The organism is Bradyrhizobium sp. JHI2711 (assembly GCF_056156565.1).
The window spans coordinates 1,307,164-1,330,746 of record NZ_JBPZPT010000002.1; the positions used below are offsets into that span (position 1 = coordinate 1,307,164).

At 64.3% G+C, this 23,583-nt stretch carries 24 protein-coding genes; 11 read left to right on the forward strand and 13 right to left on the reverse strand.

Going from position 1 to position 23,583, the window contains the following annotated elements:
- Positions 1-189 precede the first annotated feature (189 nt).
- Both ACTEK7_RS18640 and ACTEK7_RS18645 read left to right on the forward strand, forming a co-directional pair.
- On the forward strand, positions 190-1,695 hold the full coding sequence (locus ACTEK7_RS18640; RefSeq protein WP_225146390.1) for a metallophosphoesterase family protein: 1,506 nt from the start codon (positions 190-192) through the stop codon (positions 1,693-1,695).
- A gap of 96 nt (positions 1,696-1,791) precedes the next feature.
- Complete coding sequence (locus ACTEK7_RS18645) at positions 1,792-2,619, forward strand: tetratricopeptide repeat protein (RefSeq protein ID WP_036021589.1); 828 nt, start codon at positions 1,792-1,794, stop codon at positions 2,617-2,619.
- A 48-nt stretch (positions 2,620-2,667) separates the two neighbouring features.
- Here the strand turns inward: ACTEK7_RS18645 and ACTEK7_RS18650 are convergent, their stop codons facing one another.
- The 10 genes from ACTEK7_RS18650 to ACTEK7_RS18695 all read right to left on the reverse strand — a co-directional run bounded on the left by ACTEK7_RS18650 (position 2,668) and on the right by ACTEK7_RS18695 (position 11,600).
- Positions 2,668-3,642, reverse strand: coding sequence for a type II secretion system F family protein (locus ACTEK7_RS18650; protein WP_036021591.1), 975 nt, complete (start codon positions 3,640-3,642; stop codon positions 2,668-2,670).
- A gap of 9 nt (positions 3,643-3,651) precedes the next feature.
- On the reverse strand, positions 3,652-4,629 hold the full coding sequence (locus tag ACTEK7_RS18655; RefSeq protein WP_057028159.1) for a type II secretion system F family protein: 978 nt from the start codon (positions 4,627-4,629) through the stop codon (positions 3,652-3,654).
- A 16-nt stretch (positions 4,630-4,645) separates the two neighbouring features.
- Complete coding sequence (locus ACTEK7_RS18660) at positions 4,646-6,115, reverse strand: TadA family conjugal transfer-associated ATPase (protein WP_036036829.1); 1,470 nt, start codon at positions 6,113-6,115, stop codon at positions 4,646-4,648.
- A 21-nt stretch (positions 6,116-6,136) separates the two neighbouring features.
- Positions 6,137-7,405: a CpaE/TadZ family protein gene (locus tag ACTEK7_RS18665; RefSeq protein WP_035998070.1), complete on the reverse strand. Its 1,269-nt coding sequence runs from the start codon at positions 7,403-7,405 to the stop codon at positions 6,137-6,139.
- A complete protein-coding gene (locus tag ACTEK7_RS18670; protein ID WP_035998073.1) occupies positions 7,402-8,136 on the reverse strand; it encodes a CpaD family pilus assembly protein in 735 nt (244 codons plus the stop codon). Before ACTEK7_RS18670 ends, ACTEK7_RS18665 begins: the two co-directional genes overlap by 4 nt.
- Before the next feature lie 20 nt (positions 8,137-8,156).
- A complete protein-coding gene (locus ACTEK7_RS18675) occupies positions 8,157-9,647 on the reverse strand; it encodes a type II and III secretion system protein family protein (RefSeq protein WP_085971991.1) in 1,491 nt (496 codons plus the stop codon).
- Positions 9,644-10,441: a Flp pilus assembly protein CpaB gene (gene cpaB, locus ACTEK7_RS18680; RefSeq protein ID WP_036021604.1), complete on the reverse strand. Its 798-nt coding sequence runs from the start codon at positions 10,439-10,441 to the stop codon at positions 9,644-9,646. The genes ACTEK7_RS18675 and cpaB overlap by 4 nt, the downstream gene beginning before the upstream one ends.
- A gap of 129 nt (positions 10,442-10,570) precedes the next feature.
- Positions 10,571-11,095, reverse strand: coding sequence for an A24 family peptidase (locus tag ACTEK7_RS18685; RefSeq protein ID WP_036021607.1), 525 nt, complete (start codon positions 11,093-11,095; stop codon positions 10,571-10,573).
- A gap of 122 nt (positions 11,096-11,217) precedes the next feature.
- Positions 11,218-11,358: a hypothetical protein gene (locus ACTEK7_RS18690; RefSeq protein ID WP_225146511.1), complete on the reverse strand. Its 141-nt coding sequence runs from the start codon at positions 11,356-11,358 to the stop codon at positions 11,218-11,220.
- A 77-nt stretch (positions 11,359-11,435) separates the two neighbouring features.
- Positions 11,436-11,600, reverse strand: a complete 165-nt coding sequence (locus tag ACTEK7_RS18695; protein ID WP_025033956.1) for a Flp family type IVb pilin — start codon at positions 11,598-11,600, stop codon at positions 11,436-11,438.
- 272 nt (positions 11,601-11,872) lie between these two features.
- Here ACTEK7_RS18695 and ACTEK7_RS18700 point away from each other — a divergent pair, with 272 nt between their 5' ends.
- From ACTEK7_RS18700 to ACTEK7_RS18715, 4 genes are all read left to right on the forward strand, one after another.
- Positions 11,873-12,700 carry a sterol desaturase family protein gene (locus ACTEK7_RS18700; protein ID WP_225146391.1) on the forward strand — a complete coding sequence of 276 codons (828 nt, stop codon included), beginning with the start codon at positions 11,873-11,875 and terminating at the stop codon, positions 12,698-12,700.
- 250 nt (positions 12,701-12,950) lie between these two features.
- Positions 12,951-13,454 (forward strand): pilus assembly protein N-terminal domain-containing protein, encoded by a 504-nt coding sequence (locus tag ACTEK7_RS18705; protein WP_057028157.1) that lies wholly within the window; start codon positions 12,951-12,953, stop codon positions 13,452-13,454.
- A 205-nt stretch (positions 13,455-13,659) separates the two neighbouring features.
- Entirely contained in the window at positions 13,660-14,241 is a 582-nt protein-coding gene (locus tag ACTEK7_RS18710) for a TadE/TadG family type IV pilus assembly protein (RefSeq protein WP_035998094.1), read from the forward strand.
- A 5-nt stretch (positions 14,242-14,246) separates the two neighbouring features.
- Positions 14,247-14,879, forward strand: coding sequence for a TadE/TadG family type IV pilus assembly protein (locus ACTEK7_RS18715; protein ID WP_225146506.1), 633 nt, complete (start codon positions 14,247-14,249; stop codon positions 14,877-14,879).
- Between the two features lie 91 nt (positions 14,880-14,970).
- Here ACTEK7_RS18715 and ACTEK7_RS18720 read toward each other — a convergent pair whose 3' ends face one another.
- The 3 genes from ACTEK7_RS18720 to ACTEK7_RS18730 form a co-directional block, all read right to left on the reverse strand.
- A complete protein-coding gene (locus ACTEK7_RS18720; RefSeq protein ID WP_035998097.1) occupies positions 14,971-15,183 on the reverse strand; it encodes a cold-shock protein in 213 nt (70 codons plus the stop codon).
- 259 nt (positions 15,184-15,442) lie between these two features.
- Entirely contained in the window at positions 15,443-15,730 is a 288-nt protein-coding gene (infA, locus tag ACTEK7_RS18725) for a translation initiation factor IF-1 (protein ID WP_035998101.1), read from the reverse strand.
- A gap of 23 nt (positions 15,731-15,753) precedes the next feature.
- Positions 15,754-17,337: a DEAD/DEAH box helicase gene (locus ACTEK7_RS18730; protein ID WP_225146392.1), complete on the reverse strand. Its 1,584-nt coding sequence runs from the start codon at positions 17,335-17,337 to the stop codon at positions 15,754-15,756.
- Between the two features lie 480 nt (positions 17,338-17,817).
- Between ACTEK7_RS18730 and urtA the strand changes: the two genes are divergently transcribed.
- The 5 genes from urtA (at position 17,818) to urtE (ending at position 23,550) form a co-directional block, all read left to right on the forward strand.
- The gene (gene urtA / locus ACTEK7_RS18735; protein WP_035998103.1) at positions 17,818-19,140 is read left to right on the forward strand and encodes an urea ABC transporter substrate-binding protein; all 1,323 of its coding nucleotides are present in this window, start codon (positions 17,818-17,820) and stop codon (positions 19,138-19,140) included.
- A gap of 84 nt (positions 19,141-19,224) precedes the next feature.
- Complete coding sequence (urtB, locus tag ACTEK7_RS18740) at positions 19,225-20,832, forward strand: urea ABC transporter permease subunit UrtB (RefSeq protein WP_035998106.1); 1,608 nt, start codon at positions 19,225-19,227, stop codon at positions 20,830-20,832.
- Positions 20,829-21,998, forward strand: a complete 1,170-nt coding sequence (gene urtC, locus ACTEK7_RS18745; protein WP_225146393.1) for an urea ABC transporter permease subunit UrtC — start codon at positions 20,829-20,831, stop codon at positions 21,996-21,998. The genes urtB and urtC overlap by 4 nt, the downstream gene beginning before the upstream one ends.
- Before the next feature lie 6 nt (positions 21,999-22,004).
- On the forward strand, positions 22,005-22,766 hold the full coding sequence (urtD, locus tag ACTEK7_RS18750) for an urea ABC transporter ATP-binding protein UrtD (RefSeq protein ID WP_036021617.1): 762 nt from the start codon (positions 22,005-22,007) through the stop codon (positions 22,764-22,766).
- A gap of 88 nt (positions 22,767-22,854) precedes the next feature.
- Positions 22,855-23,550, forward strand: coding sequence for an urea ABC transporter ATP-binding subunit UrtE (urtE, locus tag ACTEK7_RS18755; RefSeq protein ID WP_225141073.1), 696 nt, complete (start codon positions 22,855-22,857; stop codon positions 23,548-23,550).
- Positions 23,551-23,583: the final 33 nt, after the last annotated feature.

The following is a 23,583-nucleotide window of genomic DNA, read 5'->3' on the forward strand; positions in this document are numbered from 1 at the left end:
TTACTAGCGCTTCGGTTGTGGCATTATCGACGAACATTTTAGATTGTGTCGCTTGTTCTGCATGAACCCGAACGCAGACACGCGGCGGCATGGTGCCTGCCCAGGTTGGGTCGATACGGCTGAATCTGCTCGTCGAAGCATTTTTCTCATTGTTTGGGCGGCGCAGCATATGCAGATGAGCGGCGCAAAATGGATAGATCGTTCGTTGTTGCGCAGATTTCCGACCTGCATCTGGACGGGTCGGGCCGGCTGCTTCCGGCCATCGAGACGCTCAGGGCCGCGATTTGCGAGAAGATGGCGGCTGCCGCGAATGTTCCCGATCGCATCCTGCTGATCACGGGCGATCTGGTGGACGACCCAACGCCGCGCGCGCTCGACGAGGCGCTCGCCGTCATCGCATGCTTCCGGCAGACGGGGCTATTCACCGACATCCAAGCCGTGGCAGGCAATCACGACGTCAAGCGGCCGAGCCAGCGTGCGGGCCGTCACGACGCCTACGATTACCTGCACCTGCCGCGGACGGCGAAGAATGTCTATTACCGTCAGGCAGGCCTCGACCTGGTGCTGCTCGATTCCAATCGCGCCAACTTGAAGGCGCTCGCGAGCGGCAAGATCGACGAGAGCGCTTACAAGGCGATGGTCGCCGATTCCGCCCGGCTGAGCGCCGAGGTCGCGGGAAGCATCGGCTCGGCCGGGCGCGCCGACTACGCCGAGCCGGCGGAAAATCTGGTTCGTGTGCTGGCCCTGCACCATCACCCACTGCCGCAGGCCACCGGCGAAGGAAAGCGCTTTCTAGGCATGCCGGACGAGCCGCTGATGTATCTCGCCGCACCCGCGACCTTTCTCGAGGCCGCCACCTCGCTCAATGTCGATCTGGTTCTGCACGGTCATCGCCATGTCGAGGGGCTGACCCGCTATTCCATCCCCGATCCGCGTGCGACGTCGAGCGAGAGCGGTGAGGCGTTCTGGCGCACGATCTACGTGCTCTCCTGTCCGTCCTCGACCGGGCAAGCCGGCGACGATGCCCGTTTCAACCTCGTCCATTTCGGCCCCGCGTCCCATGCCGGCCGCAACGAGCACCGCTTCGCGATCGCCCGCTATACGAGGCTCCGCAACGATGCGGCCTTCAGGCCGCTCGATTCCAACCTGCCGGGCGGCGTCATCAGGCTGCCGGCGGGGCGGGATTTTTCCCGCGACCCGGCCGTCCAGTCGGCGATCGAGGCGGCCTCGTCCCGCACACTGAAACGCGACCAGGTCGCGGCGATCGTCCGCCGGCTGTTCATGCGTGGCAGCTTTTACGATGAGGCGGAGCCGAACTGGGCGATAGCGCTCTACACCTACATGGTCTCGGCCCATGCCTGGGCGGAGCTCGAGCGTAAGGCCGCGAGATCCCGGCCGGGATTCGACAGCGACGCGCTCGCCGCGGTGAAGACGTTGCTCGGCCGATTGATCGAGCAATCCGCTGACGTGCTCGGCATCGATCGCGCTCAGCTCGATGAGCTCTACGGGAGAGGCCTGATCAATTGTAACGACTTCCTGCGTCAGGTGCCGCGGCTGCCTTCTGAAGGTGTCGACGTTCAGCGGCGGGGGCGGCAGAGGCTGAAACTGCTGCTGGAGCTGGATCAGCAGGTGCAGGCGCTCGGCCCCGATCTCGGCCTCGGCGGCAAAGCGCCGCCGCAACCATCGCCGGCGTGAGAGAAGCGCGTCTGAGCGCTGTTAACCGGCCGTTAGGGTTAACATTCTACTGCTGACACGTTCGGCTCGATCGAGCAGCTCGAGAGTCAAAGCGTCATGCGTCAACGGATCAGGCTTACCCGGCTACTTGCTTCGACGTCGCTGGTCGCGACGGTGGCGATGAGCCTCGGCGGCTGCACGGCGATGTCGAAGCTCTCGGAGGTGACGGGCTCGGTCGGCCCCCGGGCGGACGCGGCCTCCGCCGATCGCGCGCCCACCGATCCGGCGCGTGCGGTCGAAGCCTATGGCGAGCGCTACCGCGCCAATCCCAAAGATGCCGACGCAGCGCTCGCCTATGGACAGGCCTTGCGCGCCAACGGCCAGCGCGCCCAGGCCGCCGCCGTGCTCGAGCAGGCGACCATCGCCAACCCCGGCAACAAGGCGCTGCTTGCCCAGTACGGCCGCGCACTCGCCGACAACGGCAATTTCCAGCAGGCCTTCGACGTGCTGTCGAAGGCGCATTCGCCCGACAATCCGGACTGGCGCCTACTCTCCGTGCAGGGCACCGCGCTCGACCAGATGGGCCGTCATGAGGAGGCGCGATCCTATTACGCGAGCGCGCTCAAGATCGCACCGGGTGATCCCGGCGTGCTCTCCAACCTCGGCCTGTCCTACATGCTGTCGAAAGAGCTGCCGAAGGCGGAAGAGGCGCTGCGGCAGGCGCATGCCTCGCCGCGTGCCAGCGCCCGGGTCCGGCAGAATCTCGGCCTGGTCGTCGGCCTGCAGGGCCGCTTCGCGGAGGCGGAGACCATCGTCAAGGCGGACCTGCCGCCGGACCAAGCTGCGGCCAATGTCGCCTATCTCAAGGAGATGCTGAGCCGTAGCGAGGCCCCGCGCGGCGCGCCGAAGCGGACGCCGGTCGCTTCGCTGAGCCAGCCCGGCTGATCATCTGACTTCCTGGCCTTGGTGGCGGACCGTACGGTCCAGCCCGGCTCATTGCATCTCGGTGACCTTGATGGCGGTGGGTCCGAGAATGACCACGAACAGCACAGGCAGGAAAAACAGGATCATCGGCACCGTGAGCTTCGGCGGCAGCGCGGCCGCCTTCTTCTCGGCCTCGTTCATGCGCATGTCGCGATTTTCCTGCGCCATGACGCGCAGGGAATGGCCGAGCGGAGTGCCGTATCGTTCCGCCTGTTGCAGCGCCAGACACACCGACTTGACGCCCTCGAGCCCGGTGCGCCGTGCCAGGTTCTCATAGGCGACCTTGCGATCCTGCAGGTAGGACAGCTCGGCCGTGGTCAGGGTGAACTCCTCCGACAGCGCGATCGACTGGCCCACGATCTCGGTCGCAACTTTCCGGAATGCCATCTCGACCGACATGCCCGATTCGATGCAGATCAGGAGCAAATCGAGCGCGTCGGGAAACGCACGCTTGATCGAGAGCTGGCGCTTGGAGATCGCATTCCTGAGGAACAGCATCGGCGCCTGGAGGCCGAGATAGGCGGCGCCGATACAGATGCCGATCTTGATCGGCATCGCCTGTTGCATGTTTCCGATCACGAACACGTAGAGGGCCGAGCCGATCAAGAACACGATCGGGGCGACCATGCGGGCAAACAGGAAGGTGATGTAGGGCGCCTGGCCGCGGTAACCTGCCATGATGAGCTTGTCCCGCGCAGCCTCTTGCGCGAGCCATTTGGTCAGGTTGAAGTCCTCGACCACCTTCGAGACGAGCTGCTTCGGCGTCTGGCGCAGCGAAACCTTCTCGCTCTTGTTGAGACGCTCACGCTCGCGCTGCCGGATGCGTTCACGCTCGCTCGCCACCGCCTTCATGCGCTTGGAGAGGCCCTCGCCGGCGAACAACGGCATCACCAGCGTATAGACGGTGGCGCTCGCGGCGATGGCCGCGAGCAGCATGGTCATGAAACGGACGTCGTGCAGTTTCGAGACGAGGAATTCGACCATGCGACACCGTCAGAAATCGAAGTTGATCATCTTCTTCATCACCAGGATGCCGATCGACATCCAGACGACGCAGCCGACCAGCATCAGCTGGCCGGTGGGATGAGTCCAAAGCACCGAGATGTATTGCGGCGTCGTGAGATAGACAAGGAACATCACGATCGGCGGCAGCGAGCCGATGATGCCGGCCGAGGCCTTGGCTTCCATCGACATCGCCTGGATCTTTTCCTTCATCTTCTTGCGGTCGCGCAGCACCTTGGAGAGGTTACCGAGCGCTTCGGAGAGGTTGCCGCCCGATTTCTGCTGGATCGACACCACGATTCCGAAGAAATTGGCTTCCGGCAGCGGCATGCGCTCGTAGAGCCGCGCGCAGGCTTCGCCCAGCGGCATGCCGATCGCCTGCGTCTCGATGATGGCCAGAAACTCGCTGCGCAGCGGCTCGGGCGAATCGGCGGCTACGACCTTGATCGATTCGAACAAGGGCAGGCCTGCCTTGATGCCGCGGACGATCACGTCGACCGCGTCGGGCAGTGCAGCCAGGAACTTGGTTTCGCGACGCTTCTTGAGGAAGCCGAGTGCCCAGCGCGGCAGGCCGAAGCCGCCGGCAAAGGCAAGACCGGCGGCGCCGATCAGGCCGCCGCCCGCGAACATAGCGGCCGCGAAAAAAACGCCGGCCACCACGGCGGATACGGTCCAGAACTTCTGGGGCGTCCAGTCGAGCCCGGCCTGCGACAGGCGGACGCTGAGCGGAGCGCTCTTCTCCTGGGCGCGCCGCGCCTCGAGGTCCTTCAGCGTGGACTCGACCTGCTCGCGGCGAGAGCGCTGGGTTTTCTCGGCCTGCCGGGCCGTGGGCGCTTCGGCGCGCGCGACCGAGGCACGGCGGCTTTCCGCCTTTCGCTCCCCAGACAGCACCGGATAGAGGAATACCCAGGCGATGCCACCAACTGCTGCGGTGGCGAGGAAGGCGAGGGCGAGGACCTGCATGTTCATGGCGCTGCCAATCTGCTCACGTCTTCGGCGCGACTTCCGCCGCGTCGAGCGCCGCGGCGAGGCGCTTCTCCTCGCCGTAGTAACGGGCGCGTTCCCAGAACTTCGGACGGCCGATGCCGGTTGAGCGGTGCCGGCCGATGATCTTGCCGTTGGCGTCCTCGCCGACCATGTCGTAGAGGAAGATGTCCTGGGTGATGATGGTGTCGCCTTCCATGCCCATCACCTCGGTGATGTGGGTGATGCGGCGGGAGCCGTCGCGCAGGCGCGCGGCCTGGATGATGACGTCGATCGAGGCGCAGATCATCTCGCGAATAGTTCGCGACGGAAGGGAAAAGCCGCCCATCGTGATCATGGATTCGCAGCGCGACAGCGCCTCGCGCGGGTTGTTGGCGTGCAGCGTGCCCATCGAGCCGTCATGGCCGGTGTTCATGGCCTGCAGCAGGTCGAAGGCTTCGGGTCCGCGGACCTCGCCGACGATGATGCGTTCGGGACGCATACGCAGGCAGTTGCGCACCAATTCGCGCATCGTGACCTGGCCCTCGCCCTCGATGTTGGGCGGACGGGTTTCCAGCCGCACCACGTGAGGCTGCTGCAGCTGGAGCTCGGCGGCGTCCTCGCAGGTGATGACGCGCTCGTCGTGCTCGATGTAGTTGGTGAGGCAGTTGAGCAGGGTCGTCTTGCCCGAGCCGGTACCGCCGGAAATCAGCACGTTGCAGCGGACGCGGCCGATGATCTGAAGGATCTCGGCGCCTTCCGGCGTGATCGCGCCGAACTTGACGAGCTGATCCAGCGTCAGCTTGTCTTTCTTGAATTTGCGGATGGTGAGCGCGGGGCCGTCGATCGACAGCGGCGGCACGATGGCGTTGACACGGGAGCCGTCGGCGAGGCGCGCGTCGCAGATCGGCGAGGATTCGTCGACGCGCCGGCCGACCTGGCTGACGATGCGCTGGCAGATATTGAGAAGCTGCTGGTTGTCGCGGAAGCGGATGCCGGTACGCTGGATCTTGCCGCCGACCTCAATGTAGACGGTGTTGGCGCCATTGACCATGATGTCGGCGATGTCGTCGCGCGACAATAGCGGCTCGAGCGGGCCGTAACCGAGGACGTCGTTGCAGATGTCGTCGAGCAGCTCCTCCTGCTCGGCGATCGACATCACGATGTTCTTGATCGCGATGATCTCGTTGACGATGTCGCGGATTTCCTCGCGCGCGGACTCCGAATCGAGCTTGGCGAGCTGGGCGAGGTCGATGGCCTCGATCAGCGCGCCGAAGATGGTCGCCTTGACCTCGTAATAATTGTCCGAACGCCGGCTCTCCATGGTCGGAGGCGGCGGAGCCTTGGCGGGCGCAAGCGGCGGCGAGGCGACGGCCGGCGGAGGCGGAGCGCGCGACACCGTCGGCGCCTGAGCCGGGGCAGGCTCGAGCGACACGGCGCCGGGCTTGGGCGCCCGAAGGTCGGTGTCTGTTCCGCTACGCTTACCGAACACTTAACAACTCCATGCGGCGGCTTATCTTCCCCGCAACTTCTCAATCAGAGGTGAAAGCAGGGACGACTTTTGCTTCTTGGTCTCGCTGCGGCCGGTCAGGCGCTGGGCGATCTGCAGGAACATCTCGATCGACTTGTGGTTGGCGGAGATCTCCGCGATCATCTGGCCGTTGTTGGCCGCCGAGCCGAAGATCTGCGGTTCGAACGGGATCGAGACGACCGGCTGGCTCTCGATTGCCTTGGCGAACTCCGCGGCGGCGATCTCGGGCCGTTTCGGCACGCCGACCTGGTTCAGGCAGTAGAGCGGCGGCCGGTCGTTGGGGCGCGCGGCCTTCAACAGATCGAACAGGTTCTTGGTATTGCGCAGATTGGCGAGGTCGGGCGCGGCCACGATCAGGATGTCGTCCGCCCCGATCAAGGCCCGCTTGGTCCAGCCCGACCATTGATGCGGAACGTCGAGCACGATGCAGGGCATGGTAGAGCGCAGCGTGTCGAATACGGCATCGAACGCGTCAGTGCCGAAATCATAGACCCGGTCGAGCGTCGCAGGCGCCGCCAGCAGGCTGAGATGGTCGGTGCATTTCGACAGCAGGCGGTCGATGAACGCGGTGTCGACGCGGTCAGGCGAGAACACGGCGTCGGCGATACCCTGCGGCGGATCCTGGTTGTAGTCGAGCCCGGCGGTGCCGAAGGCGAGGTCGAGATCGGCGACGACGGCGTCCATCGCGAGGTCTCGCGCGATCGCCCACGCGACGTTGTGCGAGATGGTCGAAGCCCCGACGCCACCCTTGGCTCCGACCACGGCGATGATGCGGCCGACTGCCTTGGCTTCGGGGGCCGAGAACAGGTTGCAGATCGAGCGTACGACGTCGATCGCGCCGACCGGCGCGAGCACGTAATCGCTGACGCCGCGGCGCACCAGCTCGCGATAGAGCGTGACGTCGTTGATGCGGCCGATCACCACCACGCGGGTGCCGGCATCGCAGACGGTGGCGAGCTGGTCGAGTCCGCCCAGCAGGTCGTTGCGACCGTCGCTCTCGAGCACGATCACGTTCGGCGTGGGAGCCGAGCGGTAGGCTTCGATCGCGGCCGCCATGCCGCCCATCTGGATCTTCAGGTGAGCCTTGCCGAGACGGCGATCCTCGCCGGCCGACTGCACCGCGGCGGCCGTCTCCACGGTTTCGCAGAAGGCCTGAACTGAGACGCGCGGCGCAGGCGCAATATGCTCCTCGACCGGCGGAGGAGCTGCTGCCGGCTGCTCTTCGTGTGTCTGGCGCGCGTAACTGATCATTTGCCGGTGTCGCTGAGTTTGGCCCTGTCGGCCTCGGGATAGGTGGTCGCCGTCGTCGTTCCCTTGCGATACTTCTCGAACCCGGTGATGCGCCGCGGCGTGTATGACGGAGTTTCGGGCCGCGGCTGCTCAAGATCCGACGGATTGTCGACCATGGCCGCGAGGTTGCGCTGATAAGCGCAGCCGTAGTTGTAATAGTCCTTGTTCTCGAACCAGCGCTTGTTCTTCATCGAGGGTCCGATGTCTTCCGGCCACAGGCCGCAGGGACCGGCGACTGCGGCAATCCTGGAATAGGTGAGCCGGATCGGGGGGAGGAAGCGCTTGTCTTGCGGCTGGTAGGGGTGAAGGCTGACGCCGCGCGGCGGAACGCCTGCCGCCGCCAGCATCGCCTGGATCTCACGCATCGTATCGGCGACCGGGCGAGCATTGGGCGTATTGGAGGGCACGTCGATGCGAATCGCGCCGGTGCCTTCTTGCAACCACGCCGATGCCACGCCCATCACGTCAGCGCGTTGGGCCGCGGTTAATCCGCCGCGGGCATGACCCACGAAGACGACGATCGAGCGATTCTGCTCCTCGACCGCGATCGGATGGCGCTGCTTGTAGTCGTCGGGAATGGACGCCGTGAGGACTTCGTCGTGCTGGCAGCCCCCGACCGCGAGCGCGAGGCCGATGAGCGCGCCACCGAGGCTGATGGCGCGCTTGCGAAGCTGGGGTGGTCTCGTGATCATCGTGAAATCCCCGTTCCGCCTCAGTCGGTAATGAAGCCGTAGGTGCCGCGGTAGTTCTTGGCCGCTTCGGTCCGGCCCGGCACGCCGTAGATCCGGTTGATATTGCCGATCAGCTGCGCCTGCGGGTCCGCAGGCGGGGCGAAGCCGTCATCCGGCCGCGACAGGTCCTTCGGCGCCACCGCGCGGACCACATAGGGCGTCACGATCACGACCAACTCGGTTGCATTGTTGACGAAGTCGCGGCTGCGGAACAGCGTGCCGAGGATCGGGAGCTGCATCAGCCCCGGCATTCCGTTGACAGCTTGCTTGGTCTGCTGCTGGATCAGGCCGGCCATCGCCATCGCGCCGCCGGACGGAATTTCCAGCGAAGTCTCTGCGCGGCGTGTCTTGATTGAGGGGACCGTCAGCGAGTTGACCGTGTTCGAGGTCACCGCCTGCGACAGCGTGATCGCATTCTCATTGGACAGTTCGGAGACCTCGGTCATCACCCGCAAGCTGATCTTGCCTTCGCTCAGGACCACAGGCGTAAAGTTGAGTGAGATGCCGAACTTCTTGAAGCTGATCTGAGTGGTACAGACGCGCGTGACGGGATCGCACGAATAACCTGCCGGCACCGGAAATTCGCCGCCGGCGAGGAAGGTGGCGGACTCTCCGGAGATCGCGGTCAGGTTCGGCTCGGCCAGCGTCCTGATCACGCCCGCGCTCTCCATCGCACGCAGGGTCGCCTGCACCGAAGGCGTCGCGCCGAAACTCGCAGTGAGATTGTTGCCATCCACCAGATTACGGCCGAGGGCCGTGAACGGGTTGGAGTTGCTGAAGCTCACCACCGATGTGCCGTAGTTGAGGTTGGCGGTGAGGTCGATACCGAGCTGCTTGACGATCGTACGCGCGACTTCGGCAACGGTCACCTTGAGCATGACTTGGTCGCGGCCGCGCACCACGATCGAGTTCACCACCTTGTCGACGCCGCCGGCCAGGCGCGCAGCGAGCTCGTTGGCCTGTTGCGCCTCCATAGGGTTGGCGGCCGTGCCGGACAGGACGATACCGTCGCCCAGGCCGTCGATCTGGATGTCTGAGTTGGGCAGAACCTGCTTCAGCGCAGCCCGCACGCCGTTGAGGTCGCGCTTGACCGCGATGTCGTAGGCCGCAATCTGCTGCCCGGCGGAATCGAAGAACACGATATTGGTCTGGCCGACCGCGGCGCCGATGATATAGGCGCGCTGTGCGGAGCGGACCACCGCATTGGCGATCTTGGGATCGGCGACCAGCACGTCCTTGATGTCGCGCGGCAGGTCGATCACGACCGACTTGCCGATGCCGAGCGAGAGGAAACGCGCGTTGATCTGGCCGTCCGCCGCGGCCTGCGGCACGGGGCGGTAATCGGCGGCGACCGCCGGGGCGATCGCCGGGTTGAGCGCCAGCGCGAGGGCGGCCGAAAACGACAGGGCGCGGACCAGTGAGGTCCGCATCGTCGCCGAATCTGCCCTGTATTTGATGTCGACTGTCTTCATCGTGCCTTAGCCGTCTGACTTGGAATGCCGTAGCGAATGATCGAGACACCGTCGCGCTTCTGCGCGGAGTCATCGAGCGTGATCTCGCTCATCTTGACGTCGACGATGCTGCGCAGCGCCAGCGACAGCGTGCCGCTCTGGCGCGCCGCGGAGAGCGTTGCAGTCTGCGCGGGATTGAGCTCGAGGGTGACGGTCTTGCCGATCACCGCGTTCTGCCCGTCCTTCTCCTTGGGTGCCTGGTCGATGGCCAGGACCCGGATATTGGCCAGGATGATCTCGGAGGTGACGATGTCGGGAGCGCCGCTGCTCTGATCCGGGTTCTTGAGCCGGCGGGTGAGCAGGACGTCGACGCGGTCGTTGGGCAGGATGAAGCCGCCCGCGCCGGTCTCCGGCGAGATCTCGGTCGAGATCGCCCGCATGCCGGTGGGCAGGATTGCCGCCATGAAGCCGGAACCTTCGGCCTTGACCAGCTTCTGGTCGCGGATCGGCTCGCCCTGGATGAAGGGCGCGCGCGCGATCGAGCCGGTCACCTGGGTCGCACCGTCGGGGCGCTCGTTGCGTCGGATGAAGGTGGCGCTGGCGGTCGCGGTCGGCCAGGTCTGCCATTGCACGTCTTCGGGCTTCACGGTCTGGCCGAGGCCGATATCGTTCTTGGCCACGAGGACGTCGACGGTCGGCAGCTGTGCGACCGGAACCGGAGGCGGCGCAGAATTGTCGGAGCCGCTCGCCAGGTACGCGGCGACGCCGCCGGCGCAGATGGCGACCGTCAGGACGACAATGCGTGCCCTATTCATACGCTTCAACTTTCCAACAATACGCCGCGACGCTGCCGCCGCCGTGATCGGCAGTTGACCAGCTATTCGTCAAAGCATGGTTAATGAGGCGTATCTAAATCGCCTTAACGCCGGGTTTACCCGGGGCGTTCAGCGCAGCGCGAGGCGAGCGAGGTCGATCGCCTTCACCCATTCGGTCTCCGGGTAGACCATCAGCGCGCTCAGCGCGAGCGCGATGCCGTAGGGAATGCCGCTCTCCTTGGCGTGCAGCCGTGCGAGCCAGGCCTGTCCTGCCAGCCCGTAAGGCAGCGGCCATTGCCGGAACTGCAGCAGGAGCAGCGTCAGCGCGCCGCCGAACAGCGAGGCGTAGAGCAGGAAGTTCATCAGATGTGGGAAGCCGAACCAGAGCGCGACGGAGGCAGCGACCTTGGCGTCGCCGCCGCCCACCCAGCCCATGGCGAAGCAGGTGAAGGCCACGACCAGAACGAGCGCACCGGCGCCGACATGACTCAGCATCTCGTAAGGTGCCATGCCCCCGGCGAGGGCGAGCGCGAAGAAGCCCGCCACCAGCGCCAGCGATACGCGGTTCGAGATCGTCATCGTGAAGAGATCGCTCGCGGCGGCGAACGCCATCAGGGCCGGGAAGAGCAGAAGGCGCGCAAGGTCGAGAATCATGGGCTGCGTCTTGAGGCCTGGGTTTGTCGCGGGAGCTGCTTCGGGCGATGCTAGCGCGCGATGCTAAACAAACCGACAACGGAGGCACGGGCGCGCCGGGGCCTCGGCCGACGAACGCGCTTTCACCAGAAGCTGGCAACACGTGCGGCGAGCGCGACCGTCGCAACCAGCAGCGCAAGGCAGATCCAATAGACCGACGAGCCGGCCTGCGCCGCTTCCGCCTCGTGCGCCGCGACCGCGGCATCGGTTCTGAACTCGTGCAACGCCACTGGAACTCGCCGTCTTCAGAAAAACAAACGCCCCGGAGGTCCGGGGCTTTTGCCGTCGTTCGTGGACCCGCTTACTTCAGCGAGGTGCTGATCGAGCTGAACTTGGCGTTCAGCGTGGTGCCGAGATTGTTGACGACGGTGATGATGGCCAGCGCGATGCCGGCGGCGATCAGGCCGTATTCGATGGCGGTGGCGCCGGATTCATCCTTCGCGAAACGCGCAATCAAGTTCTTCATGAACAAAACTCCGTCTGGGTGGGGACCGCCTCGTTCGGCGCTGTCGTTGACGCGACGACCATGAGAGCCGAGCTCTTTCGGGAGAGTTAATTCGACCGGGTAATCCCACGTCCGGCGCGATGCTTTTGCCCAGAGTGAATTTCGCCTTAAGACGGCACCTGCAAATTCGTTGCGGTTCCGGATGCGCCGCCAACGCGGCGCGTGCTTCACCCTCCCTTAAATTTCGCGGAGTAGGCCTTAAGCTACAGCGGAATTCGCGGAGAGAGGCGACGATGTCGAGCCTGCCCATGCAACTCGCCTTGATGCTCGGCGAGACCATCGTCAAGGTGATCCCGGTCACCTTGGTGCTCGCGGCGGTCTTCACCGTGCTGGAGCATTTCTGGGCCTGCAATCCCGGCGCGCCGTGGTGGCGCAAGCGGGAGATCGTCACCGACATCTGCTACTGGTTCTTCGTTCCGGTGTTCGCCCGCACCATGCGGATCGGGCTGCTGGTCGTCGGCGCCAGCGTCGTCTTCAACATCCACGACGCCGACGAGCTCATCGCCTTTTACGACAATGGCCACGGTCCGCTGGCGCAGCTGCCGCTGTGGCTGCAGGCCGTGCTGTTCCTGGTGCTGTCCGATTTCATGCTGTACTGGCTGCATCGGCTTTTCCACGACGGCGGCTTCTGGAAATATCACGCCATCCATCATTCGTCGGAGGAGATCGGCTGGATCTCCGCGGCGCGCTTCCATCCGGTCAATCTCTTGCTCGGGACGATCAGCGTCGACGTCGTGCTGCTGATGGCAGGCATCTCCCCGAACGTCATGGTCTGGGTCGGCCCGTTCACCACCTTCCACTCGGCCTTTGTGCACGCCAACCTGAACTGGACTTTCGGACCGTTCAAATACGTGCTGGCGACGCCGGTCTTCCATCGCTGGCACCACACCTCGCTCGAAGAGGGCGGCGACACCAATTTCGCCGGAACGTTCCCGATCTGGGACGTGCTGTTCGGCACCTTCCGCATGCCGGAGGGCAGGCTGCCACAGGATTACGGCAAGGACGAAGCGGCCATGCCCAAGGAGATCGGGGGCCAGCTCGCCTATCCGTTCCGGCACTAAAGCATAATCCGAAAAAGTGCGAAGCAGTTTTCCGGAAAGATCATGCGTAAACAACAACCTAAAGCGCGATGACGATTCATCCAAAACTCATCGCGCTTTAGGGGGCGGGCCCCGCAAATGTCCGTCCGTTCAAACAATACGCGGCGAGTTTGCGGAACGTTCACGAATTAAAGGCAGGTTAGCCGGGTCGGGCACCGGCTCCGCTGTATTCGTCGCTTCTGCCGGTTTGTGACGTCCCGGGGGTAAGAGTATGCGTAAAGAAATGCTGCGCCGTCATGTGCGCGTCTGTGTACTGGTTGCCGCTGCGGTGCTGGCCTCGCCGGCCGCCGGCCTTGCCGAGCCAGTCGCCGATACCATCGCCGTCAATGTCGACCAGGCCAAGCTGGTGCGGCTGCCCGGCAAGGTGGCGACCATCGTGGTCGGCAATCCCCTGATCGCCGACGTCACGCTCCAGCCCGGCGGCATGATCGTCGTGACCGGAAAGGGCTACGGAGCCACCAACTTCATCGCGCTCGACCGCGGCGGCGAGATTCTGGTGGACCGCCAGATCCAGGTCGAAGGTCCGAGCGACCGGCTCGTCACCGTCTATCGCGGGGTCGAGCGGGAGTCCTACAGTTGCGTGCCGCTTTGCCAGCGCCGCGTGACGCTCGGCGACAGCGACACCTATTTCAACAACGCGATGAGCCAGGCCGGTACGCTGAGCAGCAGCGCCAGCGGAGGTGCGGGTGCCGGCGCGGCTGCCAAGCCAAACTAGCCCACGGGCGGGCCTCGATCCCGCCAAGCCGCTCGATTCGAGGGCGGCACCTCGTTGCATGCCGTGCTTCCTCCCGCTTGCGGGCGCTGGTTAACGCGGTGTTAACGGCGCGGTCCGCCGGAAGCGGATCGTCTGAAACACTTAGACAATCAGTTTCCGCTATTGAACGGGCAGATGATCGCCGGCCGCTGGGGAATTTGACGAGATGCCATCGCCTGCACCTACGAGGTTCACGCTCCGGAAAGCGCTGCTCCGGTTTCGCGGCAACCGCCGCGGCTCCGCAGCCGTCGAATTTGCGCTGGTCGCACCGATGTTCTTCGCGCTGCTGTTCGCGATCCTCGAGACGGCGCTCATGTTCTTCTCCAGCCAGGTGCTCGAGACCATCGCGCAGGACTCCGCGCGCGCGATTCTAACCGGCCAGGCTCAGGCGCAGGGCGGCTCGGTGGCGGCCTGCCAGTCCGCGCCCAACACAGTCGCTGCATGCGATCAGACGACGTTCAAGACCTTCGTCTGCAGCAAGATTCCGGCGCTGTTCGATTGCAGCAAGCTGTACGTCGACGTCGTCAGCACCAGCTCGTTCGGGACGCTCAGCCTCACCAATTTCGGCAATTCCTGCACCTTCAATCCCTCCGGGATGCAGTACAGTGCCGGAACCTCCGGCCAGGTCGTCGTGGTGCGCCTGTTCTATCAATGGCCGCTCATCGTCACCGGCCTCGGCTACAACGCGGGATGCAGCAACAAGCGGCTGATGGTGGCGACGGTGGCGTTCAAGAACGAACCCTTCTGATGCAGATGGATCTGGGCGGACCGATGCGGGCGATTGCGAACATCTGGAGGAACGCACGCGGCTCCGTGCGCGGCTTCGTCGCCGACAAGCGCGCCCTGGCGGCGACCGAATTCGCGATCATCGTACCGCTGATGCTGGTGATGTTCTTCGGCACTGTCGAATTTTCGTCCGCCGTGGCGATCGACCGCAAAATCACGTTGATCGCGCGGACATTGTCCGATTTGACCTCGCAGTCGACGACGCTCAACGATGCCGGCATGAAGGATACGTTCACGGCAAGCATCTCCGTCGTCATGCCTTACGACGCTGCGCTCGTGAAGGGCACGATCTCCCAGATCTACATCGACGCCAACAGCATCGCCAAGGTCCAGTGGAGCAGGGCCGGCACGATTGCGAGCGGCGCGACGCAAGCCACGCTTGCGACCTCGGCTCGGAACGCCGGCGACACGGTCACCACGATGATTCCCCCGGCACTCTTGATTCCGTCGAGCTATCTCATCCTGAGCGAAGCCAACTACACTTACACGCCCACCATCGGCTACGTGTTGAAGTCGAGTGTAACCCTGAGCGATCTCTCCTACACGCGGCCGCGTCAGGTCACCTGCGTGCCCTACAACAACGTGCCGTTGACGTGTTGAGATCTGTCAGCCGCCCGTGACATGAAAAAGGCCGTGCGTTGCGCACGGCCTTTTTGCTTTGGCTCGCTGATCGGGCCGGCGCCCGGCGGGCTCAGCCCGCAGCGCGCAGGTTGTCCGCCGCAGACTTGCCGGAACGGCGGTCGGCCACGATCTCGTAGGAGATCTTCTGGCCCTCGCGGAGCGAGCCGAGGCCGGCGCGCTCCACGGCGCTGATGTGAACGAACACGTCTTGGCCGCCATCGTCGGGCTGAATGAAGCCATAGCCCTTGGTTGCGTTAAACCACTTCACGGTTCCCATGCTCACGGGGGTAGTCCCTCTCAGATAACACTATGTCGGAGCCCGCTCGCGCGGGCAGGGTTAGATCGAATTTCTGGAAGGGTCGTCAGCGTGTCTGAACCGGCTGTACCGGTGGATGCCAATGTCGTCCGGCCGAAAATCGATTAATTCATTTTATCGGAAGCAACGGTTCGAAACAATCCGGACGCGCACGATTTTTTGATCCGCCGTGATGTCAACGGCGGATCACCTAACAGATCGGAATTCGAACCCGCGCCGCAGCCGACTAGCGGCGGCGGAATTGGCCGCCGCGCTGTCCGGGACGGGGCGGTCCGCCCGGCGTGCTGGGACGTTCGTCCTTGTGGCGGAAAATCAGCCGGCCCTTCTCGAGGTCATAGGGCGACATCTCCACGGTCACGCGGTCGCCCGCGAGCGTCTTGATGCGGTTCTTCTTCATCTTGCCGGCGGTATAGGCAACGATCTCGTGTCCGGCGTCGAGCTGCACGCGGTAGCGGGCATCGGGGAGGATTTCGGTGACCAGTCCTTCGAACTGGATCAGCTCTTCCTTAGCCATTGATATCTCCAGGTCGTGGACGGCTAGTGCGAATAGGGTTTGCGGTTCGGTTGGCTGTTTGGCCGACTCTGGCGGCGCAAAAAGGCAACGCCTTGTATCCCATCAGGGGTCCCGGCGCTATGCGCGGAACGCTGTTCCGGACGGTCGACAGGCGACGAATGCATCTTACCACCGGAGCGGCGGCGGCGAGAACCCTTGGAGGCATTCGGGCCACTGCCGGGCCGTCCGTCGGCATGCCTCGCCTCGGCGTGCCGGCCTTCACCGTGCCTGCCGTCGCCTTGCTTACCGGCACTATGGTGGCGCCCGTCGGCATGCCGTTCGTCGGCGCGACGTCCGTCACCGTGGCGTGCGCCTTGCGGGCGCTGGCCCGGACGACCGCCCGGCCGGCCCTGTCGTTGCTGCGACGGGGCGGGACCAGCATCGCGGCGGCCGGAGTCGGTGCGGTGGTCCTCCCGCGGCAGGGCGACGCGAATCAGCCGCTCGATGTCGCGCAGATAGCCGAGCTCCTCGCCGCCCGCGACCAGCGAGATTGCGGTGCCGTCGGCTCCGGCGCGCGCGGTGCGGCCGATGCGGTGGACGTAGGTCTCCGGCACGTTCGGCAGGTCGAAGTTGATGACGTGACTGATGCCGTCGACGTCGATGCCGCGAGCGGCGATGTCGGTGGCGACCAGGGTGCGGATCTCTCCCGAGCGGAACTGGGCCAGCGTGCGCTCGCGATGGTTCTGCGACTTGTTGCCGTGGATGGCGTTGGCGGCGATCCCGGCCTTGGCCAGCGTCTTCACCACCTTGTCGGCGCCGTGCTTGGTGCGGGTGAAGACCAGCGCGCGGTTGATCGCCTCGTCCTGCAGCAGCTTGGTCAGGAAGGCCGGCTTGGCCGCGAAGTCGACCTGCAGGATGCGCTGGTTGATCCGCTCGGCGGTCGAGGACACCGGGGTCACCGCGACACGGGCGGGGTCGCGCAACATGGAATCGGCGAGCTCGGCGATGTCCTTCGGCATGGTGGCCGAGAAGAACAGGGTCTGCCGCTTGATCGGCAGCTTGGCGACGATCTTGCGAATGTCGTTGATGAAGCCCATGTCGAGCATGCGGTCGGCTTCGTCGAGCACGAGGAACTCGACGCTTGAAAGCTTCAAGCCGTTGCTCTGCACGAGGTCGAGCAGGCGGCCGGGGGTGGCGACCAGCACGTCGACGCCCTGCATCAGCGCGCGGACCTGGCGGCCCATCGGCACGCCGCCGATCGCGAGCGTCGAGGACAGGCGGATGTGGCGGCCGTAGGCGTTGAAGCTGTCGAGGATCTGCCCGGACAGCTCGCGGGTCGGCGACAGCACCAGCACGCGGGCGGTCTTGGGCTGCGGCTTGATGCGGTTCTCGAGCAGACGATGCAGGATCGGCAGCGCGAAGGACGCGGTCTTGCCGGTACCGGTCTGGGCGATGCCGACGACGTCGCGGCCGGTCAATGCCAGCGGGATGGTTTGGGCCTGGATCGGAGTGGGGGTGACGTAATTCTCTTCACGAAGAGCGCGCGCGATGGGTTCGGCGAGGCCGAAGTCCTGAAACGAAGTCAAAAGAGGGGTTCTTTCCATGTCAAAAGCGAACGCCCGGCGCATCAGCGCGGCGCGCGCAAAAGGGTGTCGAGAAGACACCTGCGTGTTTGGGGTGTCGGATGGCTTGGATGATATGGGGCAAGCCAGAGGCCCGTAGAGGGCTTAAGAACACGCGGCTCGCTACGACCCCTTGATTCGCAAGAGGTCTCGGACGCTCATATGGAACATCGAGGGGGCGCTTTCAAGGCACTTGCCTCCAAAACAGCGGGTGCGGTGCAAAAATACTGCTGCCAGAAATTTAGCCAGCGTTAGCGATTTGCTTAGAAAGTAGTCTGACTGCCGCTTTCGCATACATTTATGTTGCCTATGATTTAGGCTGCAAGTCTGCGGAGAAACTTCAATTTCTGGCAATTAGTTTTGCAAATTCAATAAGTTGATGGGTGCCCAGCCCATGGCATGGTTCTTGCGATTCCGTTAACCGCAGGCGGCCGTGGGGCCGTTTCGCAGCGTTTTTCACGTCTGCGTCAGGGAGATGAGGCACTCATGTTTAACAAATCCACTCACGATATAGCGGCGTCATTTAGCCGCCGCGGCGTGCTCGCTGCGACCGCCGGACTGATGCTCGGTCTGGCTTCATTGACTGGCGCAAAGGCCGCCGACGACACCATCAAGGTGGGTGTACTCCACTCCCTGTCCGGCACGATGGCAATCAGCGAAACCACGCTGAAGGACACCATCCTCTTCCTGATCGACGAGCAGAACAAGAAGGGCGGCGTGCTCGGCAAGAAGCTGGAGGCCGTCGTCGTCGATCCCGCATCGAACTGGCCGCTGTTCGCCGAGAAGGCGCGCGAGCTGATCACCAAGAACAAGGTCTCGGTCGTGTTCGGCTGCTGGACCTCGGTGTCGCGTAAGTCGGTGCTCCCGGTGTTCAAGGAGCTCAACAGCATCCTGTTCTACCCCGTGCAATACGAGGGTGAGGAGAGCGAGCGTAACGTGTTCTACACGGGGGCTGCGCCGAACCAGCAGGCGATCCCTGCCGTCGACTACCTCATGAAGGACGAGAAGGTGAAGCGCTGGGTGCTCGCGGGCACCGACTACGTCTATCCGCGCACCACCAACAAGATCCTGGAGGCCTATCTGAAGTCCAAGGGTGTCGCCCAGGAAGACATCATGATCAACTACACGCCGTTCGGTCATTCCGACTGGCAGACGATCGTGGCGGACATCAAGAAGTTCGGCTCGGCCGGCAAGAAGACCGCAGTGGTCTCGACCATCAACGGCGACGCCAACGTTCCCTTCTACAAGGAGCTCGGCAACCAGGGCATCAAGGCCAAGGACATCCCGGTGGTGGCGTTCTCGGTGGGTGAGGAAGAGCTCGCCGGCATCGACACCAAGCCGCTGGTCGGCCACCTCGCCGCCTGGAACTACTTCCAGTCGATCAAGTCGCCGGAGAACGAGAAGTTCATCAAGGCGTGGCAGGCCTACACCAAGAATCCGAAGCGCGTGACCAACGATCCGATGGAAGCGCACGTGATCGGCTTCGACATGTGGGTCAAGGCGGTCGAGAAGGTGAAGTCGACCGATCCCGACAAGGTCATCGACGCTCTCCCGGGCATCGAAGCCAAGAACCTGACCGGCGGCACCTCCAAGATGCTCCCGAACCACCATATCACCAAGCCGGTGTTCATCGGCGAGATCAAGGGCAACGGCCAGTTCGACGTGGTCTGGAAGACCCCGAGCCTCGTCCCCGGCGACGCCTGGTCGAAGGAGCTCGACGGCTCCAAGGACCTGATCGGCGACTGGGTCGGCAAGAAGTGCGGCAACTTCAACACCAAGTCCAACAAGTGCCTCGGCTCGGGCTCCTGATCCCGATCTGACGCTCCATTGCAAGACCGGAGAGGGCGGCGATCCCGCCGCCTTCTCCACTCATTTCTGCCGGGGTCATTCACAGTGCCAGCCCATTTGTCCGCTCGTCTCTGTTCGCTTGCACTCTCGTTGTTCCTGATTGCGTTCGCGCTGCCGGCCTTCGCCGGTCCGTTCGAGGATGCGGTCGCCAAATTCGCCAACGATGATTTTTCCGACACGGAAGAGGCGATCGGTGTGATCGCGGGCAGCGGCAGCAAGCTGGCTTTTCCGATCATCAATGCGCTTCAGGACGGTCGCCTCATGGCCGATCCCGACAGTAAGAAGGTCTACGTCACCGATGCGGACGGCAAGTCGATCGACGCTGCGACCGGCGAGGCCGTTGCCAGCGTTCCCGACAGTGCGAGCGCGGTTCGCCTCAACAACCGCCTGCGCCGCAGCGTCGACGCCGCACTCGGGAGCCTGACGCTGCAGTCTCCGGATCTGGGAACGCGCCTGCAAGCCGCGCAGTCCGTCTTCAAGTCGCACGAGGAGACCGCGCTCGAGGCGGTCGATGCCGCGCTTGCCAAGGAAGCCAACAAATCCGTCAAGGCGGCGCTCACTGAGGCCCGAGCCGCGATCCTGCTGTTCAAGTCCGACGCCACCGAGGTCGAGAAGCTCGAAGCGGTCGCAACCCTCAAGGCGCGGGGCGACCAGGATGCGCTGGCGCTGCTCACCGGCATGGGCGACCAGCCGGCCTCGGTCACCAAGGCCGCCGCGAGCGCGATCGGCTCGATCCAGAATTCGCTCGCGGTCTGGTCGATGGTGCAGAATGCCTGGTACGGTCTCTCGCTCGGCTCGGTGCTGCTGCTCGCCGCGATCGGGCTCGCCATTACATTCGGCGTGATGGGCGTCATCAACATGGCGCATGGCGAGATGGTGATGATCGGAGCCTACACCACCTTCGTGGTGCAGGAGGTGATCCGCACCCGCTATCCCGGCCTGTTCGACTATTCGCTCTTGATCGCCGTGCCGCTTGCCTTCCTCGTCGCCGGCGCGATCGGCGTCTTGATCGAGCGCAGCATCATCCGCTTCCTCTATGGCCGCCCGCTGGAGACGCTGCTCGCGACCTGGGGCCTGTCGCTGGTGCTGCAGCAGGCGGTACGCACCATGTTCGGCCCGACCAATCGCGAGGTCGGCAACCCCTCCTGGATGAGCGGCGCGTTCGAACTCGGCCAGATCACCATCACCTATAACCGGCTCTGGATTCTTCTCTTCACGCTCGCCGTGTTCGCGATCCTGCTCGCGATGCTGCGCTACACCGCGCTGGGCCTCGAAATGCGCGCGGTGACGCAGAACCGCCGCATGGCGGCTTCGATGGGCATCGCCACCTCGCGCGTCGACGCGCTGACCTTCGGCCTCGGCTCGGGCATTGCAGGCATCGCCGGCGTCGCGCTGTCGCAGATCGACAATGTCAGCCCCAATCTCGGCCAGAGCTACATCATCGACAGCTTCATGGTCGTGGTGTTCGGCGGGGTCGGCAATCTCTGGGGCACGCTGGTCGGCGCCTTCACGCTCGGCATCGCCAACAAGTTCCTGGAGCCGGTCGCCGGTGCCGTGCTCGGCAAGATCGCGATCCTGGTTCTCATCATCCTGTTCATTCAAAAGCGGCCGCGCGGCCTGTTCGCGCTCAAAGGCCGTGCGGTGGAAGCATGACCCCTCACATGCTGACGCGATCGCTGGACCGCAGCGCGACGATCTTCCTTGCCGTCGTCGCGACCTGCGGCATCCTCATTCCGCTCTCCAACCTGCTGCTGCCCGCGGGCTCGTTCCTGCAGGTGCCGACCTATCTCGTCGCGCTCTGGGGCAAGTATGTCTGCTACGCCATCCTGGCGCTGTCGATCGACCTGATCTGGGGCTATTGCGGCATCCTCTCGCTCGGTCACGGCGCCTTCTTCGCGCTCGGCGGCTACGCCATGGGCATGTACCTGATGCGGCAGATCGGCACCCGCGGCGTCTACGGCAATCCGATCCTGCCCGACTTCATGGTGTTCCTGAACTGGGAGAAGCTGCCCTGGTACTGGTACGGCTTCGACATGTTCTGGTTCGCGGCGCTGATGGTGCTGGTCGTACCGGGCCTGCTCGCCTTCTGCTTCGGCTGGCTCGCCTTCCGCTCACGTGTCACCGGCGTTTATCTGTCGATCATCACGCAGGCGATGACCTACGCGCTGCTGCTCGCCTTCTTCCGCAACGACTTTGGTTTCGGCGGCAATAACGGCCTGACCGACTTCAAGGACATCCTGGGCTTCAACGTCCAGGCGGAGGGGACGCGCGCCGCGTTGTTCGCGCTGAGCTGTCTGGCGCTGATCATCGGCTTCCTGATCTGCCGCGCCATCGTCTCCTCCAAGCTCGGCAAGGTCTTGATTGCCGTGCGCGACGCGGAATCGCGCACGCGCTTCCTCGGCTACCGCGTCGAATCCTACAAGCTGTTCGTGTTCACGGTGTCGGCCTGCATGGCCGGCGTTGCCGGCGCGCTCTACGTGCCGCAGGTCGGCATCATCAACCCGAGCGAATTCGCCCCCGGCAATTCGATCGAGGCGGTGATCTGGGTCGCGGTCGGCGGCCGCGGCACGCTGGTCGGCGCGGCGCTCGGCGCCGTCGTCGTCAACTACGCCAAGACGTTCTTCACCTCGGGCGTGCTCGCGCCGTACTGGCTGTTCATGCTGGGCGCATTGTTCATCCTGGTGACGCTGCTGCTGCCCAAGGGCATCGTCGGCACCTTCAATGCCTGGTGGGATCAATCGAAGGAAAGACGCACCTCCGCCACCTCCATGAGTGCCGCGGCCGAAGACGGCGTCACCGAACCCAAGATGGCGGAGTAAGCGGTCATGAACGTCATGGACACCCGCGCGACCTCCGCGATGCTTTATCTGGACGGCGTGCACGTCTCGTTCGACGGCTTCCACGCCATCAACAATCTGTCGCTGACGCTCGAGCCCGGCGAGATGCGCGCCATCATCGGCCCGAACGGCGCCGGCAAGACCACGATGATGGACATCATCACCGGCAAGACCAAGCCGGATGAAGGCACCGTGCTGTTCGACGGCGTCACCGACCTGACGCGCCTCGACGAGACCCGCATCGCCGAGCTCGGCATCGGCCGCAAGTTCCAGAAGCCGACCGTGTTCGAGAGCCAGACCGTGCAGGACAACCTCCTGCTGGCGCTCAATGTCGACCATTCGGTCCGCGGCACGCTGTTCTGGCGCGGCAGCAAGGCGGAGGCCGAACGCATCGACAAGGTGCTGGAGACGATCCGCCTCACCGAGGCTCGCAATCGTCTCGCCGGCAGCCTCAGCCACGGCCAGAAGCAATGGCTGGAGATCGGCATGCTGCTGGCGCAGGATCCGAAACTGCTGCTGGTCGACGAGCCCGTCGCGGGAATGACCGACGTCGAGACGCATCTCACCGCCGAGCTGCTGAAGGAAATCAACAAGACCCACACCGTCATGGTGGTCGAGCACGACATGACCTTCGTGCGCGAGCTTGGCGTCAAGGTCACCTGCCTGCACGAAGGCACGGTGCTCGCGGAAGGGACCATCGACCAGGTCTCGTCCAACGAGCGGGTCATCGAAGTGTATTTGGGAAGGTAGCGAATGGCGAATACAGAATGGCGAATGGACTGGCCGCTTCTCCTATTCGCTACTCGCCATTCGCTATTCGCCCGCAAAGGTGTTTCCGATGCTTGAAGTGAAAGACATCAACCTGTTTTACGGTGCTGCCCAGGCGTTGCGCGGCGTCTCGATCTCGGCCGAGCCCGGCAAGGTCACGTGCGTGCTCGGACGCAACGGCGTCGGCAAGACCTCGCTGCTGCGCGCGATGGTCGGGCAATATCCGATCTCGTCGGGCGCAATCGTGTTCGACGGCAGCGATATCACCGGCCTCAGGCCGTACGAGCGGGCGCGCAAGGGCATCGGCTTCGTGCCGCAGGGCCGCGAGATCTTCCCGCTGCTGACAGTCGAGGAGAACCTCAAGACCGGCTTCGGCCCGCTCAAGCGCGAGGACAAGCACATTCCGGACGACGTGTTCTCGCTGTTTCCGGTGCTGCAATCCATGCTGGGCCGGCGCGGCGGCGACCTCTCCGGCGGCCAGCAGCAGCAGCTCGCGATCGGCCGCGCGCTGGTGATGCGGCCAAAACTACTTTTGCTCGACGAGCCCACCGAAGGCATCCAGCCCTCGATCATCAAGGACATCGGCCGCGCCATCTCGTATCTGCGCAATCTCGGCAACATCGCCATTGTGCTGGTCGAACAATATCTCGACTTTGCCTGCGAACTCGGCGACAGTTTCGCGGTGATGGATCGCGGCGCAGTGAAGTTCACCTGCGACCGCTCCAATCTCGATCCGGCCGAGATCAGCCGCCAGATGGCGCTGTAGGCCATTCTGCCGCGACCGGCTGGGGAGGCGGAT

What these genes read in the sequence shown, in the direction of transcription:
- ACTEK7_RS18705 (WP_057028157.1), top strand. Translation starts at nt 12,951, where the DNA reads ATGCGTAAAGAAATGCTGCGCCGTCATGTGCGCGTCTGTGTACTGGTT.
- urtD (WP_036021617.1), top strand. Translation starts at nt 22,005, where the DNA reads ATGAACGTCATGGACACCCGCGCGACCTCCGCGATGCTTTATCTGGAC.
- ACTEK7_RS18645 (WP_036021589.1), top strand. Translation starts at nt 1,792, where the DNA reads ATGCGTCAACGGATCAGGCTTACCCGGCTACTTGCTTCGACGTCGCTG.
- infA (WP_035998101.1), bottom strand. Translation starts at nt 15,730, where the DNA reads ATGGCTAAGGAAGAGCTGATCCAGTTCGAAGGACTGGTCACCGAAATC.
- ACTEK7_RS18685 (WP_036021607.1), bottom strand. Translation starts at nt 11,095, where the DNA reads ATGATTCTCGACCTTGCGCGCCTTCTGCTCTTCCCGGCCCTGATGGCG.
- ACTEK7_RS18640 (WP_225146390.1), top strand. Translation starts at nt 190, where the DNA reads ATGGATAGATCGTTCGTTGTTGCGCAGATTTCCGACCTGCATCTGGAC.
- cpaB (WP_036021604.1), bottom strand. Translation starts at nt 10,441, where the DNA reads ATGAATAGGGCACGCATTGTCGTCCTGACGGTCGCCATCTGCGCCGGC.
- urtE (WP_225141073.1), top strand. Translation starts at nt 22,855, where the DNA reads ATGCTTGAAGTGAAAGACATCAACCTGTTTTACGGTGCTGCCCAGGCG.
- ACTEK7_RS18655 (WP_057028159.1), bottom strand. Translation starts at nt 4,629, where the DNA reads ATGAACATGCAGGTCCTCGCCCTCGCCTTCCTCGCCACCGCAGCAGTT.
- ACTEK7_RS18675 (WP_085971991.1), bottom strand. Translation starts at nt 9,647, where the DNA reads ATGAAGACAGTCGACATCAAATACAGGGCAGATTCGGCGACGATGCGG.
- ACTEK7_RS18695 (WP_025033956.1), bottom strand. Translation starts at nt 11,600, where the DNA reads ATGAAGAACTTGATTGCGCGTTTCGCGAAGGATGAATCCGGCGCCACC.
- ACTEK7_RS18715 (WP_225146506.1), top strand. Translation starts at nt 14,247, where the DNA reads ATGGATCTGGGCGGACCGATGCGGGCGATTGCGAACATCTGGAGGAAC.
- ACTEK7_RS18650 (WP_036021591.1), bottom strand. Translation starts at nt 3,642, where the DNA reads ATGGTCGAATTCCTCGTCTCGAAACTGCACGACGTCCGTTTCATGACC.
- ACTEK7_RS18710 (WP_035998094.1), top strand. Translation starts at nt 13,660, where the DNA reads ATGCCATCGCCTGCACCTACGAGGTTCACGCTCCGGAAAGCGCTGCTC.
- ACTEK7_RS18730 (WP_225146392.1), bottom strand. Translation starts at nt 17,337, where the DNA reads ATGCGCCGGGCGTTCGCTTTTGACATGGAAAGAACCCCTCTTTTGACT.
- ACTEK7_RS18665 (WP_035998070.1), bottom strand. Translation starts at nt 7,405, where the DNA reads ATGATCAGTTACGCGCGCCAGACACACGAAGAGCAGCCGGCAGCAGCT.
- urtA (WP_035998103.1), top strand. Translation starts at nt 17,818, where the DNA reads ATGTTTAACAAATCCACTCACGATATAGCGGCGTCATTTAGCCGCCGC.
- ACTEK7_RS18700 (WP_225146391.1), top strand. Translation starts at nt 11,873, where the DNA reads ATGTCGAGCCTGCCCATGCAACTCGCCTTGATGCTCGGCGAGACCATC.
- ACTEK7_RS18670 (WP_035998073.1), bottom strand. Translation starts at nt 8,136, where the DNA reads ATGATCACGAGACCACCCCAGCTTCGCAAGCGCGCCATCAGCCTCGGT.
- urtC (WP_225146393.1), top strand. Translation starts at nt 20,829, where the DNA reads ATGACCCCTCACATGCTGACGCGATCGCTGGACCGCAGCGCGACGATC.